Origin of the sequence: Burkholderia sp. 22088 (genome assembly GCF_052045915.1) — a bacterium.
Taxonomy (GTDB): Bacteria; Pseudomonadota; Gammaproteobacteria; order Burkholderiales; family Burkholderiaceae; genus Burkholderia; species Burkholderia cepacia.
Map to the genome: position 1 here is coordinate 22,129 of NZ_JBQEPY010000002.1, position 15,854 is coordinate 37,982.

Below are 15,854 nucleotides of genomic sequence, written 5' to 3' on the forward strand. Positions count from 1 at the left end.
CCACGCCGGTCGCCCACGCCGGTCGCCCGGCTCAGCCCGCCGCGCCGTATCCGCCGCCGCCCGGGGTTTCGACGACGAACACGTCGCCCGGCGCCATCTGCGCACGGCCGATATGCTCGAGCGCCTCGACCGTGCCGTCCGCGCGCTCGATCGTGTTGCGGCCGAGCGCGCCGGCCTCGCCGCCCGCCGCGCCGAACGGCGCGTGGATCCGGTTGTTCGACAGGATCGACGCGGTCATCGGCTCGAGGAAGCGGATCCGCCGCACCGCGCCGTCGCCGCCGCGCCAGCGGCCGCCGCCGCCCGACCCGGCGCGGATGCGGTGCGAATCGAGTCGCACCGGGTAGCGCCATTCCAGCACCTCCGGATCGGTGAGCCGCGAGTTCGTCATGTGCGTCTGCACCGCGCCGACGCCCGCGAAGCCGTCGCCGGCACCGCTGCCGCCCGCAATCGTCTCGTAGTACTGGTAGCGATCGTTGCCGAATGTGAAGTTATTCATCGTTCCCTGGCTCGACGCGACGCAGCCGAGCGCGCCGTACAGCGCGTTGGTGATGGCCGACGACGTCTCGACGTTACCCGACACGACCGCCGCCGGATACTCGGGATTCAGCATCGAGCGGGCCGGCACGATCACCGTGAGCGGCTTCAGGCAGCCGGCGTTCAGCGGGATGTCGTCGCCGACCAGCGTGCGGAACACGTACAGCACGGCGGCCATGCATACGGCCTTCGGCGCGTTGAAGTTGTTGTCGAGCTGCGCGGACGTGCCCGTGAAATCGATTTCCGCGCGCCGCGCGGCCCGGTCGACGCGGATCGCGACACGAATCTCCGCGCCGTTGTCGAGCGGGTAGCGGTACGCGCCGTCCTGCAGCGCGCCGATCACGCGCCGCACCGCTTCTTCCGCGTTGTCCTGCACGTGCCCCATGAACGCGAGCACGACGTCGCGGCCGAACTGCGCGACCATCCGGCGCAGCTCGTCGACGCCCTTCTGGTTCGCGGCGACCTGCGCGCGCAGGTCGGCCATGTTCTGCTCGACGTTGCGCGCCGGGTAGCGGCCCGACGCGAGCAGCGCGCGGGTTTCCGCATCGCGCAGCGTGCCGGCCGACACGAGCTGCCAGTTGTCGATCAGCACGCCTTCCTCGTCGATATGCGTCGAATCGGGCGGCATCGAGCCCGGCGTCGTGCCGCCGATGTCCGCGTGGTGGCCGCGCGAGCCGACGTAGAACAGCGGCGCGTCCGAACCGTCCGCGAACACCGGCGTGATGACGGTCACGTCCGGCAGGTGCGTGCCGCCGTGATACGGATCGTTCAGCATGAACACGTCGCCGTCGCGCATGCGGCCGCGGTTGCGCTCGATCACCGTGCGGATGCTCTCGCCCATCGAGCCCAGGTGCACCGGCATGTGCGGCGCGTTCGCGATCAGGTTGCCGTCGCCGTCGAAGATCGCGCACGAGAAGTCGAGCCGCTCCTTGATGTTCACCGAGTACGCGGTGTTCTGCAGCCGCAGCCCCATCTGCTCGGCGATCGACATGAACAGGTTGTTGAAGATCTCGAGCCGCACCGGGTCGGCGTCGGTGCCAAGCGAGCGGCGCGTCGGCAGCGGCGTCGTGCGTGTCAGCACGAGGTTGCCCTGCGCGGTCATCTGCGCGCGCCAGCCGGGCTCGACGACGGTCGTGCCGTTCTTTTCCGCGACGATCGCCGGGCCGTCGATCGCGTCGCCAGCCAGCAGCGTGTCGCGCACGTAGAGCGCCGCGTCGTGCCATTGGCCGCCGGAATAAAAGCGCACCGCGGAATGCGCGCGCAGTGCGCCAGCGCCGCCATCGCTGCCGTCGCTGCCGTCGCTGCCGTCGCCGCGCGGCGCGAGCGGGGCGATCTCCACCGGCGCGTCGGAGCGGCCGATCGCCTCGACCGACGCGAGTTCGGCCACCAGCGGCGTGCCGGGCATCAGGAACGCGTAGCGCTGCCGGTACGCGGTCTCGAATGCCTGCTGCATCGCGGCGACGCTGCCGGCCGGCACGTCGAGCGTCGAATCGGTGCCCTGGTAGCGCAGGTGCACGCGGCGCTCGATCGCGATCCGCGCCTGCGGCACGCCCTGTTCGAGCAGCGCGCCGACGGCCTCGTCGGCCAGCCGGTCGAGCGCCGCGTTCAGCGCCGGCAGCGACGCGTCGGACAACACCGCTTCGACCGCGCGTTCGCGCATCGCGGTCTGGTCGGCGAGGCCCATCCCGTATGCGGACAACACGCCCGCGAGCGGGTGCGCGAACACCTGCGTCATCCCGAGCGCGTCGGCCACGCCGCACGCATGCTGGCCGCCCGCGCCGCCGAACGTCGTCAGCACGTAGCGCGACACGTCGTGGCCGCGCTGCACCGAGATCTTCTTGATCGCGTTCGCCATGCTGCCGATCGCGATTTCCAGGAAACCTTCGGCGAGCGCCTCGGGCGTCTCGCGCCGCCCGGTCGCCGCGTGGATCTCGTCGGCGAGCGCGGCGAACTTCGCGACCACGCCGTCGCGGTCGAGCGGTTCGTCCGCATGCGGGCCGAACACGCGCGGGAAATGATCGGGCTGGATCTTGCCGAGCATCACGTTGCAGTCGGTCACCGTCAGCGGGCCGCCGCGCCGGTACGCGGCCGGCCCCGGGTTCGCGCCGGCCGACTCGGGCCCGACGCGCAGCCGCGCGCCGTCGAAGCCCAGCACCGAGCCGCCGCCGGCGGCCACCGTATGGATGCTCATCATCGGCGCGCGCATCCGCACGCCGGCCACCTGCGTCTCGAACACGCGCTCGAACTCGCCGTGGTAGTGCGACACGTCCGTCGACGTGCCGCCCATGTCGAAGCCGATCACGCGCTCGAAGCCGGCCGCCTGCGCGGCGCGCACCATCCCGACGATGCCGCCGGCCGGGCCCGACAGGATCGCGTCCTTGCCCTGGAACGCGTCGGCACGCGTGAGGCCGCCGCTGCTCTGCATGAACTGCAGGTTCACGCCCGGCATCTCGTGCGCGACCTGCTCGACATAACGACGCAGGATCGGCGACAGGTACGCATCGACGACGGTTGTGTCGCCGCGCGACACCATCTTCATCAGCGGCGACACCTCGTGCGACACCGATACCTGCGTGAAGCCGATCCGGCGCGCCAGCGCGGCCAGCGCGCGCTCGTGCGCGGTGTAGCGATAGCCGTGGATCAGCACGATCGCGAGCGCGCGCACGCCCGAGTCGTACACGCGGCGCAGCGACGCTTCGGCCTGCTCCGCGTCGAGCGGCACGACGACGTCGCCGTGCGCGCCGATGCGCTCGTCGATCTCGACGACGGTTTCGTACAGCGCATCGGGCAGCACGATGTCGAGATCGAACAGGCGCGGCCGGTTCTGGTACGCGATGCGCAGCACGTCGCGAAAACCGCGCGTCGTCGCGAGCGCGGTGCGTTCGCCCTTGCGTTCGAGCAGCGCGTTGGTCGCGACCGTCGTGCCCATCTTCACCATGTCGACGCGCGCGGGCGTGATCGGCTCGCCGGCCGCGAGGCCCAGCAGGTGGCGAATCCCGGCCACGGCCGCGTCGCGGTACTGCTCGGGGTTCTCCGACAGCAGCTTGTGCGTGACGAGCGTGCCGTCGGGCCGGCGCGCGACGATGTCGGTGAACGTGCCGCCGCGGTCGATCCAGAATTGCCAGCGCGCGGCGTCGGAGGAAACGGGGGTGTCGTGTCGGTCAGTCATGATGTCGGGTCGATGCGTCGTGAAATCGAGGACGAGCGCCGCCGCACGGCGCGCGCGGCGCGCCATGTCACGGTGTCGATGAAAGGGGGAAGAAAACGCGGGGCGGACCGCCCCGCCGGTTCAGGCGGCGTCGAGTTCGCGGCCGCGTGTCTCGGGCAGCGTCAGCGCGGCGACGATCACCACGCCGTATGCGGCGACCGCGAAAATGCCGATGCTCATGCCGAGCCCGTATTGCTTGGACAGCGCGCCGATCAGGAACGGGAACAGCGCACCGATCGCGCGGCCCACGTTGTAGCAGAAGCCCTGGCCGGAGCCCCGCACGCGGGTCGGGAACAGTTCGGTGAGGAATGCGCCCATCCCGGAGAAGATGCCCGATGCGAAGAAGCCGAGCGGAAAACCGAGCCATAGCATCGACGCGTTGGTCAGGTTCAGCGACGTGTACGCGAACGCGATCACCATCGAGCCGAGCGCGAACAGGATGAAGTTCGGCTTGCGGCCGAGGCGGTCGGTCAGGTACGCGCTCGTCAGGTAGCCGACCCACGAGCCGAAGATGATCATCGCCAGATAACCGCCGGTGCCCATCACCGTGAGGTGACGCTCGGTCTTCAGGAAGGTCGGCAGCCACGTCGTGATCGCGTAGTAGCCGCCCTGCGCGCCGGTCGTCAGCAGCGCCGCGCGCAGCGTCGTCGTGATCAGCTTCGGCGCGAAGATCTCGGTGAGGCGCGGCGCGTCGGCCACTTTCGCCTGCGCGGCCTTCTCCTTTTCGTAGACGTCCGGCTCCTTCACGTAGCGGCGGATCGCGACGACCAGCAGTGCCGGTGCGAGCCCGACGAGGAACAGCGCGCGCCACGCCTGCTCGGCGGGCAGCACCGAGAACAGCAGCGCATACAGCAGCGCGCACAGCCCCCAGCCGATCGCCCAGCCCGACTGCACGAGGCCGACCGCCTTGCCGCGGTCGCGCGCGCGGATCACTTCGCCGATCAGCACGGCGCCGGCCGTCCATTCGCCGCCGAAGCCGAAGCCCATCAGCGCGCGCGCGGCGAGCAGCTGATGGTAGTTCTGCGCGAGCCCGCACAACGCGGTGAACACGGCGAACCACAGCACCGTGAGCTGCAGTGTGCGCACGCGGCCGATCCGGTCGGACAGGATGCCGGCGATCCAGCCGCCGGCCGCCGATGCGAGCAGCGTGACCGTGCCGATGAAGCCCGCATCCGCGAACGAGATGCCCCAGGTCGCGACGAGCGTCGGGATCACGAACGACAGCATCTGCGTGTCCATCCCGTCGAGCATGTAGCCGACCTTGCAGCTCCAGAACGCGCGGCGCTCGCGCGGCTGCGCGTCGCCGTACCACGAGAACAGGCCGTTGCGCTCGGGGCTCGCGGGCTCCGCGGCGTTCGCCGCGAGGGTCTTGCTTTCCATGGTGATGCTCCTGTCGTGATGCGCCGTCAAACGGCGGTCGTGCGTGCGGTATGTGGTGCGGTACGTCGTGCGATATGTGGTGCGGGCCGTCGTCGCCCCGGATCAGAATACGGCCAGCGACGCGTTCGTGATGTCGGTCATCAACATGTGGCCGGGCGTGTGCGCGATCGCGATCGGCAGCTTCGCGTCCATCAGCGCCGTTTGCGGCGTCACACCGCACGCCCAGAACACCGGCAGCTCGCCGTCGCGGATCGTCACCGCGTCGCCGAATTCGGGCGCGTTCAGGTCGGCGATGCCCAGTTCGCGCGGATCGCCGAGATGAATCGGCGCACCGTGCACGCCCGGAAACCGGCTCGTGACCTGCACCGCGCGGATCGCGTCGGCGCCGCGCATCGGCCGCATCGACACGACGAGCTGGCCACCGAAGATCCCCGCCCGGCGGTTCGGGATCGACGTGCGGTACATCGGCACGTTGCGCCCCTCCTCGACGTGGCGCAGGCCGATCCCTTCGCGGGCCAGCATGTCCTCGAATGAGAACGAGCAGCCGATCGCGAACACGACGAAATCGTCGCGCCACAGCGCGTCCAGCGACTCGACGCGCTCGGTCAGGCGGCCGTCGCGGTAGACGTTGTAGCTCGGCACGTCGGTGCGGATGTCGAGATCCTCGCCGAGCGCGTCGACCCGGAACGCGCCCGGTTCGCCGACGCCCAGCAGCGGGCAGGCTTTCGGATTCGCCTGACAGAAGCGCAGGAAATCGTGCGCGTACGCATCGGGCAGGATCGCGAGGTTCGCTTGCGCGTACGGACCGCAATGGCCCGCGGTCGGGCCGCGGAATGCGCCGCGGCGCACGGACTGGCGGAATTCGGAAGGCGTCATGAGGTTCTGTCGCTTGTCGGTGTGTCGTCGGGATGACGGTGCCGTGTCATCGGATACGGCGAAGAATAGAAAAGAAAAAATTTTGTCGCCAACGAGTTTTTTTGCGCTTCGTGTATAGAATTTCTTTACACGAAGCCGGGTTTTCCCCAGTCCCGTTCATTTTTTCAGCGGGACAAGCTGCGCGCCCAACGCCTTGCCGACCACCATGAACACGCGTTTTCTCGAAACCTTCGTCACGCTCGCGAAGCTGCGCAACTTCCGCACGACGGCCGCCGCGCTGCACGCGACACCGGCCGCGATCTCGCAGCGCCTGAAGGCGCTCGAGGACGAATTGCAGACGGTACTCGTCGACCGCGACAGCCGCGAGTTCCGGCTCACGCCGAACGGCGAATACCTGCTCGGCTACGCGAAAGCCGTGGTCGAGGCGACGCAGGAACTGCAGGCCGCCGCGTCCGGCGAAAGTGCGCTGCGCGGGAAGCTGCGGCTCGGCGTGATCGAGACCGTCGTGCACAGCTGGCTGCCGCACTACATGCGGCGGCTGGCGGCCGACTATCCGCAGCTGGAAATCGATCTGACCGTCGACGTCAGCGTCGTGCTGCAGCGCCGGCTGATGGCCGGCGAGCTCGACCTGATCATCCGCGTGGAAGGCAGCGACGAAGCGTCGGTCGTATGCGATGCGCTCGCGAACTATCCGGTGCGCTGGATCGCGCGGGCGGGGCTGCTGCCGAATACGCGCTCGGGCCTCGCGCGGCAGGTGCTGCGCCAGCCGATTCTCACGTACGGGCGCGGTACGGCGCCCCACCGCGCGCTCGAGGATATCGTCCGTACCCTTGCGCATGCGCACGGCGTGCCGCTGTCGGACACGCGCATCACCGGGTCGCCTTCCATCTCCGTGATCGTTCAGCTCGTGCGCGACGGTTTCGGCGTCGCGGCGATTCCGGTGCTGTTCGTCGATGCGCTGATCGAGAGCGGCGAAGTCGTCGAGCTGCCGCTGCAGCCGTCACCGCCGTCGATCGTCGTGTCGATGTCGCGGCGGGCGGATGCGCCGAGGTTCGTGCACGGCGCGTCGATTGCGGCGCGGGTCGCGTGTCACGAGTATTGCGAGAAGAGTACGCGGCGGTTGGTTGAAGCGCTTTGAGGCGTGGGGCGCGCAAGGCTGTGTTTTTCGGGTTCCTGAGCGGGTATCTCGCTTGTGACCAGGACGGGGGCGGGTTCACTGCCTCACCGAGTTGCCCATCGAAGCGAATCCGGCTTCCTCTCACCGCTCGACGTTTCTGGTGCGAATCTTGAGTAATTCAATAAACGCACGAACGGATTCGACATGACGCTTTGCCTTGGCGCCAATTTAATTTCCCGGTGCAGGAGGCCTCTCTATAATGGCGTCGACATAAATGGATAGCGGTAGGTTTCTGATGACAAACGGCGACAGGGCTGCCGTATAGCACGTGGCAGGTTGCCCTAAGCCCGGCAAATCATCGCGACACAACACACTGTCAACTCGTGCACATCGAACTGTCCCAGCCTATTGTGCTTCGTTGGATAGAGCCAACCATAGGAACCACCCATTACATAAACATACGTTTCCGACGATAACGGGTGTACTCAACCCATTTATTAATATGAAAGATTAGAGTATTTTTTAAAGTTATTTTCGCCGGCATAATTTCGGCATTTCATTCAAATATAGGTTTCGAAAATTTTTAAATTAATACAATCATCAAAAATACAATAAAACGTCGCCACCCCGAAATTTACTCAGCCCCCTCAACCCCAACCACCCATTTATTGGCATAGATTATATTGGCACATGCCAAAAAATAGATTTTATCCGTCGCCCCTTCCAACCTCGATACGCGCTCTCTAACTGAGCGAACATATTTATTCATCAAATCCACCGCCTCATCAAATTCATCCTCATTAGCCAATACAACGACCTGAGCTTCTCATGAAACCCCGCCCTTCAAAAGATTGCGTACAAACCTGACGAAAACTTGGCGCGCAAACCATTTACCGCGTCAACCTACCCTTCAGGATAGGCACCCGACGGCGAATCTTCGAGACGTTCCCCGCACGATCGGTATAAGTAATCACAAATCGGTGATCTTCGACCACAACCTCTTTAATGGAGGCAAAAGCATCCATCCCTTGGGGTATATCCAACGCAATCTCCCCAACGACTCGAGATTGCTTTGAGAACATGGCGTACATAGGGAGAGGATTCCGTTTGCTGAGCAAAACAACGCCACGCTCCACGTCATAAGCTTCGACGAAGGGGAACGGACCACCCAGCCCTTTCCTCTCACTATAGAAGTAGGTTGACGAACACTGTGTTCCACAAGGAAGGTCAATAACAAAAACTCCGGAAGTCATCGATATATTCGTTGGCGCACTAGGGTAATCGATGATCTTCTTCTCGCCGGCTGAGCCGGATGCATAGATCCCGCAATTCGCACCGCTGCCGAATTCCTGGCATCGCACCTTGATCTGACTAGAACCATCAGGAAAGTTCGTTGATTCATCTAGTGCGACAGCTAAGGCACCGTCCGCAATCGCAACAAGACAACTACATACGATAAAACTGATAATCCTCATCGCTAACACCCTCCGGATTTTTGACTCGCTTCTCCGGAACCGCAAATAGAGGCGTGTTCGGATATAGGGTCGGATTTTTGGCGTGCAACTGCGCTTGAGCCCGCGGGCTATAGTAGTGAGTCGCTCCTGGGAACACATTCTCCTCATCTCGCGCCAACATCACCTTCAATGCTGCCTTCTTGCAGTCCTTCCAAGGGTCACCCTGGGGATTGTGAATCGCTTTTTACCCGTCGGGATCAATCCGTTCGCTCCAGCACGTGAATTGGAGTCGTGCAGTCACGACATCCTTGTATGTATCTCCCCACGTCCCACGCTCCAATCGATTTCGGATAATCCACGCAACAGCGACCTTGGACTCAAAATTCTGCCCGCGTGCCTCCCCATATAGTGTCCGTGCCATGTACATCCATTCATCAAAATCTGGCCAATTGAAAATTTCGACAAGCGAGACGGGGTGGATATGAAAGACGGAGGGATCTACAGGGAAATCCTTAGCCTTGCCGGCGACGTTCTCCCACCATACAAGTTGCACAATTCGAGTTTTCTCCGACTCCCAGACCATCTTCGACGACGGTGGTATCAACGCATCGTAGGCATCCCACGCCTTCTTGTCTGCCTTCCATTCACTCGGATAGCGCAGGATGACGCGAGACAGTTGGTAGATGGTGTCACGATCGCGCTGCGCCGCCTTCACTTCGGCCAAGGTGAGCTGACCGTCGTGATTGGCATCGAGCAGCGCTCGCACTTCGCGCAGCGGCACGTCGAGGTCGGCGTCCTTCAATCCCAATCGCCCGCGCTGAAACTCCTCCATCTGCTTGAAGTCGGCAAAATAGCTGCCGTAGGCGGCCGTGGTTGGCTTGGACTCAATCAGTTTGAAGTCCACCCACTCATACGGCGAGTGCAGGGAAACACCAGCATGGCCCGCTTCGCCTACCCAGCCGATGGCGGTGGTGCCAACGGTTTTCAGTCGCACCTGCCACCATGCGTTACCCGCTTCATCCAGGGCAAACACCTTGGGCAGCTCCGTGGGGATTTGTTTGTCCGGTCTCGATTGCTGCAACATGAGCCGCGACACGTGCTGCGGCTGCGCACCGTTTTTGGGGCCGTTGGCTGCGAACGTCAGTGGAAAACTTACCCACCCTTGTGCCAAGTCCGCTGTCAACAACTTGCCTCCTTGGACACTGACCAGCGCAGTGTATGCATCTTTGGTGATCCAGACAGGTGTTTGGCTGGCAGTCCCGACGAAAACCCCGCGGAAGCGCGTGGCTCCAGGTTGACCGACCGTCCCCTGCCGAGGCACGCGGACGATATCCGCTGCCGTGTACACGGCCCCATCGTTGAGACGGAACAGATTGGCCTCCTTGGCGCCCGTCGGCAACTTGGCTTTGCGGTCGATCCACTGCATAACCGCCGTTGGCTTGACTTTGACGTACAGGGCATCGTCAGGCGGCGTACCGTCCAAGGCGACAATGGTATTCACCGGCAGCAAACCGGCCTGCGGCGGCGCGAGTACCGGGTTATGCAATTGGGCATCTGGCGCCACCCGCAGCAGAGTTTTCTGCTGAGGCGTGGCCCTTGCCGCAGCAGCACGACTCTTTTCCAGAAAGGCTCGCAGTTCCGGGCCGACGATGATCTCGTGATGCATCAGCCTGCGGCTCTGCCCCGGATCCTGTACTCGCCGATACTCACCCATGTGGCCCAACAGTTCGCCAGCTTTGACCGCCGGCGGGCTCGCTGGCGTAACCACGACATCAAAGTCCTCCGGCGCCTGGCCTCGTGCTTCCAGCCAGCTCATCGAGACCCATCCGCTATGCGCGGCGGCAGGCACCTCCGTCTGCGCGGTCGATGGCGGCACGATCGCTTTCTCGATCACGCGCTTAATCTTGACCCACTGTTTGTCGCGCTGGAGCACCGTAAAGCGAGCACCGTGTGGCAGGTAGCCAAGGACGGGCGAGTCTTTGGCAAACGAAGGCTTTGCACGCACGCTCAGTCCGATGACCGGCTGATCCGTGGCCCCTTTCGGTACAGTTTGTTTCTCTTTGGCGGTTTCCTTGACGCGACAGATCTTGGCCGGCCAGTACGCGGGACGCTTGACCACACTCCCCATGCGTTCGTAATCGCCAAACGAGCGCAGGTGCATTGCCAGGCAGAAGTACGTGAGCTTATTGCCGGTCGGGTATTCCAAGGTGTGCCGGGTCAGGACAAAGCCGGTACTAAAGGCGGCCGAGGTAGATTCGGCGGTCGTCGGTACTTTGGCCGCCCCGGGGGAGGTGGGGTATTCGCGATTGATCCGATAGGCGACCACTTCGCCTTTGGTCATGGCGCCGATGCCCTCGTCGAGGGACAGCAGGTTGGCCATCGCCGACTCATAGTGAATGCCACTATGTACGCCCGACGGTCCGAACACGTAATAACCACCGCTGGCCATACCGAGCGCGCTGTAGTAAACATCGGCGTCGACCACGTCCTTTCCGGCCTTGTCCTTGAAGGGGTATTTGTAGTTAGCCATAAATGTCCGTGTGCTTAGGCATCGCCCGAGAAGGTCAGGTAGAAAGCGTCATCCGGCGGATCACCGAATACCGAGTCGCCAGATAGTGAGAGCACATTCCCTGCACCCTTACGATCCTGAACCATTGGGCCCTTCACGCGGATGGCGACGGCTTCGATCTCCACGCCGCAATCGTCCAGCGTGATCGTGCCGCCGGGGCCGCGCAGGCGGATTACCTCGCCGGCTTGCAACTCAACGACCTTGGTGCGATGCCGAATGGCTTGCCCGGCCTCCAACTCGGCACGCCCCTGCACGCGCTGCGTCAGATGCCCGCCGATATCCATCGTGTGGTCGGCTGCGGTCTTGTCGCGCCGATGGTTGCCAACTTCCTCCGTGCGGTCCTTGGCCGTCGTAATGGTGTGGTTGCGACCAATGCTCAGGAAGTCGTCCTGCCCGATATCGTGGCGTCGGTCCTGCCCGATGGTGACCTGCTCGTCGTGGCCGACGGTCTCTTTGCGATCGTTACCGATGGCGATGGTTTCGTCGTGTTCGACCTGCTCGCTGCGGTCATGCCCGACGAACGTGGTTTCGTCGTGGTTGACGTGGATGTTCTGGTCCTTCTGCGCATGGACGTAGATTTCCTCTTGATCCGCCTCGTCCTCGAAGCGCAGTTCGTTGTAGCCCTCGCCCTTGTGCGTCTGACTTTTGATCGTCATCCGCGTTTTGTGCCGCGGCAGTTCGTACGGCGGCAACTGCAAGCGGTTGTACGCCCGCCCGATGATGAGAGGCTGGTCCGGATCGCCATCCAGGTTGACCACGATCACTTCCTGCCCGATGCGCGGGATCGCCATATGTCCCCAAGTCGCACCGGCCCAGTTCTGTGCGACCTGGATCCAGCACGAGCTGTGCTCGTCGTACTTGCCTTCGCGATCCCACGGGAACTGCACCTTCACCCGGCCGTACGCGTCGGTGTAGATCTCTTCGCCTTCCGGACCCACCACGGTTGCCGGCTGCGGGCCGTCGATGCGCGGGCGCGGCAGCGGCTCGGCGCGCCACTCGGCATCGTCGGGCACCAGCGCCGCTTCGTAACGGTAGTGCGTGCCTTGTTGCGCGTCAGCGCCCTCCTCCGCCTGGCTGGTGTATTGCTTGCCGTGATGCACGAGGCTCACCGGACGCCAGCCGCGGTTCATGTCCTCGCGCGGGTGGCCGGTGAGGTCGAACGCGATGCCGGGTTGCAGGCGCGCATCATCGCCGTTCACCCGCGCGATACGCGCATCGCGACGGTGACCACGCAGGCGATCCTGCGTAAACGCCTTGCCACTGCCCTCGTGCTTGTAGCGGCCCGGATAGTCGTAACGCGCGTAGCCACGGCCCTGGTGATCGAGGTCGGTGCCCTCGCGCGGGTACTCGTGCGGAAAGCGTGGGCTCTTGAACGTGTAGTCGCGCTGCACCTGACGCGCGGTGCGCACGTTCTCCGTGTAGGCGAAGGTGCGCAAACTGGGCTGCGGCTGGTCGCCGCCGGGCGTCGGGTTATACAGCACCGGCTCCCCCTGCTGCCGGCCGAAGATGAACAGCCGGTCGCAGTGGATCAACCGATGCCCATCGGCCTTGTGCTGGAAGGCGTAGAAGAAGCCTTCCTCGCGCAAGATACGTTCGATGAAATCGTAGTCGGTGTCGCCTGCCTGCACGCAATACTCGCGCGCTAGATGCTCGTTGGTGACACGCTGCTCGTAGTCCAGCGTTTGATGGTGTGCCTTGAGCACGGCCGTGGCGATCTCCGGCACGCTCAAAGTCTGGAAGATGCGCCAGTCGGAGGACAGCTTCAGACGCGCCAAACGCGGCTCGACCACCGCGGAATAGCGAGTACGTCGAAAGCCCGTGTCACGCTGAACGAATGATGAGATGGCGCCATGCACGTAACGCACCGGCTGCCCGCCCTGCCAAATCGTGAGCAGGCCGTTACGATCGAGCACCTCGCCAAAGTCGATGGCCGGATTCGCGCTGGCCAATTCGACCTGCAAGAGAAAGGTCTCGGACAGGCCCTCGTGCAGAGTGAACTCGACGACCTCGAACGATTCGTCGCCGATAGTGAAAGTAAAGTTCAAGTCGGTTCGATCAACCATGAGCGCCCCTTGCCGGCCCGTTACCGGGCCGGCGATCTACATGCTGAGTTGAGCGACCGGCTCAAGCGCCGGTCACACGGGTGACCCGACCTCAGGCTTCCTGGGGCTTGCGCCAGTCGTCCGATGCTTCGGTGCCGGCGATGGCGTGCGTCCAGGTAATCTTGCGGTAGGCCATGGCGACCTTCACCAGCTGGGTGTACTCAGCCTTGGTTGCATCCTGCGCATGCGGCAGCACGGTGTTGATGTTGACGATGGTGGCGTCTTCGAGCTTGGTGGTGAAGAAGTGCTCCTGCTTGCCCTCGGTCGACGTGCGATACCACTTCACTTCCACTTCGGGGAGCATTTCACCGGAGGCCAAGGCTTGGTACAGCAGCGGCGTGGCCTTGTTGAGCGGCGAGGTGAAGATGAACGGCTTGTGCACACGCTGGCCCGACGGCTGGCCGCTCTGCGGGTCGGTCGGCGTGGCGATCAGGTGTTCGACTTCCTGGACCAGGATCTGGTCCTCGTGACCTTCCTGATAGACGTTGCCGACGGAGTCGGCCGTGAAGGCGCCTTGCGTGATGTTGCCCTGGGTCTTGCCCTGGATGCTGATATAAGCGGGAGTCGGCATGGATGCAGTCCTTGTTGTTGGAATCGACACGGCCCTCCGACCGTGTTGCCATCGGCGATGACTGCTTACGTAACGCAATGCCCGTGCCAATTTTCTCAAATCGGCATTTAATCCTTTGATATCAGCGCATTAGTGGGGATGCGCATCGTTCCGCACAGACGACGGGGAACGTGAAGCCACGAAAACTGACTTTTTCGAGTGGAAATCGGGCCATTCGTGGCCCACTCAACACCAATCGCTTGAAAATAAAAGGGATTTACCGGGCCATTTTTGGCCCGACCGAGCCAAAAATGGCCCGATCGCCAAAGCGAACGACAATCCATACATCGCTGAAGATATGGAAGCCCCGAAGGCCACCCTGCATTCAGGGCTTTTTGCGGCGGTTCGCGAGCGTACGGGCCACTTGCACGCATGCGGCCACGCTCTTCGCTTCAGCCGGGTTTCACCCGCCTCAGTGCGACCGCCCCGTCTCCGTACCCGGCGCGAACTCGATACCCCGCAACACTTCCGCAAACTTCGCAGTCCGCAGCACGGCAAACTGCTCGTGCGCCGCCGTCGTCGCGCTCGTACTCTTCAACACGTCACGCACGGCAACCAGCCGGTTCGGATCGGCACCGACATCGTCGTTGACGCTGACCGTCGACGTAATCGCCCAGATAGTCATCGTGCCGTCGCGTTCGACGCGGCCCATCAGGTTACGCAGGCCCGTCACCGAATTGCTGCCCGCCGGGCAGCCGGCGACCGAATACGGCTGACCGAGGTTCAACCCGCTCTGCCGCGTATACGCGAGCTTCCACTGCATCGCGCCCGCGTCGTAGACCCACTTCTGCAGGCCCGCCGTCGTCTGCGCGGCCGTTATTACCGCTGTACGCATTCGTCTCGGTGAAGCGGAAGTGTCCGCGGCAATCGACGCGCGCGATCGCGCGATAGAAGTTCTGCTCGTCCGGGTCCGTCGCATCGACCGCGAGCGGCGCGTTCGAGTTCGACACGTCGATCGCGCTGACCGGCGCGACGTAACCCATGAACGTCAGATAGCTGCCGTCGAGAGACAGGTGCAACTCGAGTTCTGACTTCGAGCTGAAGCTCGTCACCATCTGGTCGTGCGCGAAACCTTTCTGCAGGCTGTTCGGCACTTCGAGCGTGCCGACGACGCCGCCGGCCGGCGTGATCTGGTCGAGGAAGATGCGGGACGTGATGCCGAAGCTGCCGCCGTAGCGGCCGTTGTTCCACACGTACGGATAGGTGCCGTCGTCCGGCGCGCCGGCAGCCGTGCCGCAGCCGACAGTGGTCTTCGTGCAGTTCGGCGGCAGGATCGCACCGGTCTGGGGATTGCCCGACACGTTGTCGTACACGCCGGCCCGGCACGAAACCCGGCGCAATACGGCTGTCGCCATTGTTGCCGTGCGGGGCGGCCTGCGCGCCGATGCTCGCGGCAATCAGCGTCAGTGCGGGAACGGGAACGGTACGATCGCGCAGCGCGCGGCGGCGCTTCGCGAGCAAGGCGACATTCGACATGGACAAGGCTCCGAACGACATCGAGTGAGGACCTTGTTGGTGGACAGACTGGCGACGTGAAGCCCCGCCATCCTAGCCATGCTTGACGAAGAATTTGCACGCGTTACCGCGAAAACCCGCGTCCCAACACGGGCTTCCGAGCACGGCGCGCCGCTACTTATCCGTCACACGAAATAAATGATTCAGACAGCCATTCACGCGGATTGCCCTGCATGCGGCTGCGTCAGCTTGCCGTCGCCGTACTCGCGCAGCACCTTCGAAATCACGACGCGATAGCCGTCCAGCCAGCGCGCCTGCTTCGCCTTTGCCTCGCGATGCGCCGGATGCTGCATCAACTGCTGCAGCGCCGCCTCCGACTCCCAGTAATAGACGTTCTGGATCAGCCCCGATTCGGCGTTTTCCCACGTCTCCTCGCCGAGATAGCCGGGTGTCGCGCGCGCCATGTCGGCGATCTGCCGGTCGAGCCGATGGAATTCGTCGTCGTATTGCCCGGCGCGAAAAATGAAGGTCGACGCGTACATGCCAGCT

General features: G+C 63.9%; 11 protein-coding genes. 1 reads left to right on the forward strand and 10 read right to left on the reverse strand.

The window, feature by feature from the left end; translation table 11 throughout:
- Window positions 1-31 precede the first annotated feature (31 nt).
- The 3 genes from ACTJLD_RS03185 to ACTJLD_RS03195 form a co-directional block, all read right to left on the reverse strand.
- A complete protein-coding gene (locus ACTJLD_RS03185) occupies window positions 32-3,703 on the reverse strand; it encodes a hydantoinase B/oxoprolinase family protein (protein WP_440657967.1) in 3,672 nt (1,223 codons plus the stop codon).
- A 120-nt stretch (window positions 3,704-3,823) separates the two neighbouring features.
- Window positions 3,824-5,122 carry an MFS transporter gene (locus ACTJLD_RS03190; protein ID WP_027790774.1) on the reverse strand — a complete coding sequence of 433 codons (1,299 nt, stop codon included), beginning with the start codon at window positions 5,120-5,122 and terminating at the stop codon, window positions 3,824-3,826.
- Window positions 5,123-5,224: 102 nt separating this feature from the next.
- Window positions 5,225-5,998 (reverse strand): putative hydro-lyase, encoded by a 774-nt coding sequence (locus tag ACTJLD_RS03195; RefSeq protein WP_027790773.1) that lies wholly within the window; start codon window positions 5,996-5,998, stop codon window positions 5,225-5,227.
- A gap of 205 nt (window positions 5,999-6,203) precedes the next feature.
- On the opposite strand from ACTJLD_RS03195, the gene ACTJLD_RS03200 reads away from it, so the two are divergent.
- A complete protein-coding gene (locus ACTJLD_RS03200) occupies window positions 6,204-7,136 on the forward strand; it encodes a LysR family transcriptional regulator (RefSeq protein WP_059695231.1) in 933 nt (310 codons plus the stop codon).
- Between the two features lie 869 nt (window positions 7,137-8,005).
- Here ACTJLD_RS03200 and ACTJLD_RS03205 read toward each other — a convergent pair.
- From ACTJLD_RS03205 to ACTJLD_RS03235, 7 genes are all read right to left on the reverse strand, one after another.
- Window positions 8,006-8,590 (reverse strand): hypothetical protein, encoded by a 585-nt coding sequence (locus tag ACTJLD_RS03205; RefSeq protein ID WP_440657968.1) that lies wholly within the window; start codon window positions 8,588-8,590, stop codon window positions 8,006-8,008.
- A 223-nt stretch (window positions 8,591-8,813) separates the two neighbouring features.
- Window positions 8,814-11,099, reverse strand: coding sequence for a cell wall hydrolase (locus ACTJLD_RS03210; RefSeq protein WP_440657969.1), 2,286 nt, complete (start codon window positions 11,097-11,099; stop codon window positions 8,814-8,816).
- A 14-nt stretch (window positions 11,100-11,113) separates the two neighbouring features.
- Window positions 11,114-13,201: a type VI secretion system Vgr family protein gene (locus ACTJLD_RS03215; protein ID WP_440657970.1), complete on the reverse strand. Its 2,088-nt coding sequence runs from the start codon at window positions 13,199-13,201 to the stop codon at window positions 11,114-11,116.
- A gap of 91 nt (window positions 13,202-13,292) precedes the next feature.
- Entirely contained in the window at window positions 13,293-13,811 is a 519-nt protein-coding gene (locus ACTJLD_RS03220; RefSeq protein WP_027790769.1) for an Hcp family type VI secretion system effector, read from the reverse strand.
- Between the two features lie 451 nt (window positions 13,812-14,262).
- Window positions 14,263-14,523, reverse strand: a complete 261-nt coding sequence (locus ACTJLD_RS03225) for a hypothetical protein (protein WP_196488297.1) — start codon at window positions 14,521-14,523, stop codon at window positions 14,263-14,265.
- Window positions 14,507-15,205, reverse strand: coding sequence for a hypothetical protein (locus tag ACTJLD_RS03230; RefSeq protein ID WP_247873412.1), 699 nt, complete (start codon window positions 15,203-15,205; stop codon window positions 14,507-14,509). The genes ACTJLD_RS03225 and ACTJLD_RS03230 overlap by 17 nt, the downstream gene beginning before the upstream one ends.
- A gap of 315 nt (window positions 15,206-15,520) precedes the next feature.
- Complete coding sequence (locus ACTJLD_RS03235) at window positions 15,521-15,847, reverse strand: antibiotic biosynthesis monooxygenase family protein (protein ID WP_027790767.1); 327 nt, start codon at window positions 15,845-15,847, stop codon at window positions 15,521-15,523.
- Window positions 15,848-15,854: the final 7 nt, after the last annotated feature.

What these genes read in the sequence shown, in the direction of transcription:
- ACTJLD_RS03185 (WP_440657967.1), bottom strand. Translation starts at nt 3,703, where the DNA reads ATGACTGACCGACACGACACCCCCGTTTCCTCCGACGCCGCGCGCTGG.
- ACTJLD_RS03190 (WP_027790774.1), bottom strand. Translation starts at nt 5,122, where the DNA reads ATGGAAAGCAAGACCCTCGCGGCGAACGCCGCGGAGCCCGCGAGCCCC.
- ACTJLD_RS03195 (WP_027790773.1), bottom strand. Translation starts at nt 5,998, where the DNA reads ATGACGCCTTCCGAATTCCGCCAGTCCGTGCGCCGCGGCGCATTCCGC.
- ACTJLD_RS03200 (WP_059695231.1), top strand. Translation starts at nt 6,204, where the DNA reads ATGAACACGCGTTTTCTCGAAACCTTCGTCACGCTCGCGAAGCTGCGC.
- ACTJLD_RS03205 (WP_440657968.1), bottom strand. Translation starts at nt 8,590, where the DNA reads ATGAGGATTATCAGTTTTATCGTATGTAGTTGTCTTGTTGCGATTGCG.
- ACTJLD_RS03210 (WP_440657969.1), bottom strand. Translation starts at nt 11,099, where the DNA reads ATGGCTAACTACAAATACCCCTTCAAGGACAAGGCCGGAAAGGACGTG.
- ACTJLD_RS03215 (WP_440657970.1), bottom strand. Translation starts at nt 13,201, where the DNA reads ATGGTTGATCGAACCGACTTGAACTTTACTTTCACTATCGGCGACGAA.
- ACTJLD_RS03220 (WP_027790769.1), bottom strand. Translation starts at nt 13,811, where the DNA reads ATGCCGACTCCCGCTTATATCAGCATCCAGGGCAAGACCCAGGGCAAC.
- ACTJLD_RS03230 (WP_247873412.1), bottom strand. Translation starts at nt 15,205, where the DNA reads ATGGCGACAGCCGTATTGCGCCGGGTTTCGTGCCGGGCCGGCGTGTAC.
- ACTJLD_RS03235 (WP_027790767.1), bottom strand. Translation starts at nt 15,847, where the DNA reads ATGTACGCGTCGACCTTCATTTTTCGCGCCGGGCAATACGACGACGAA.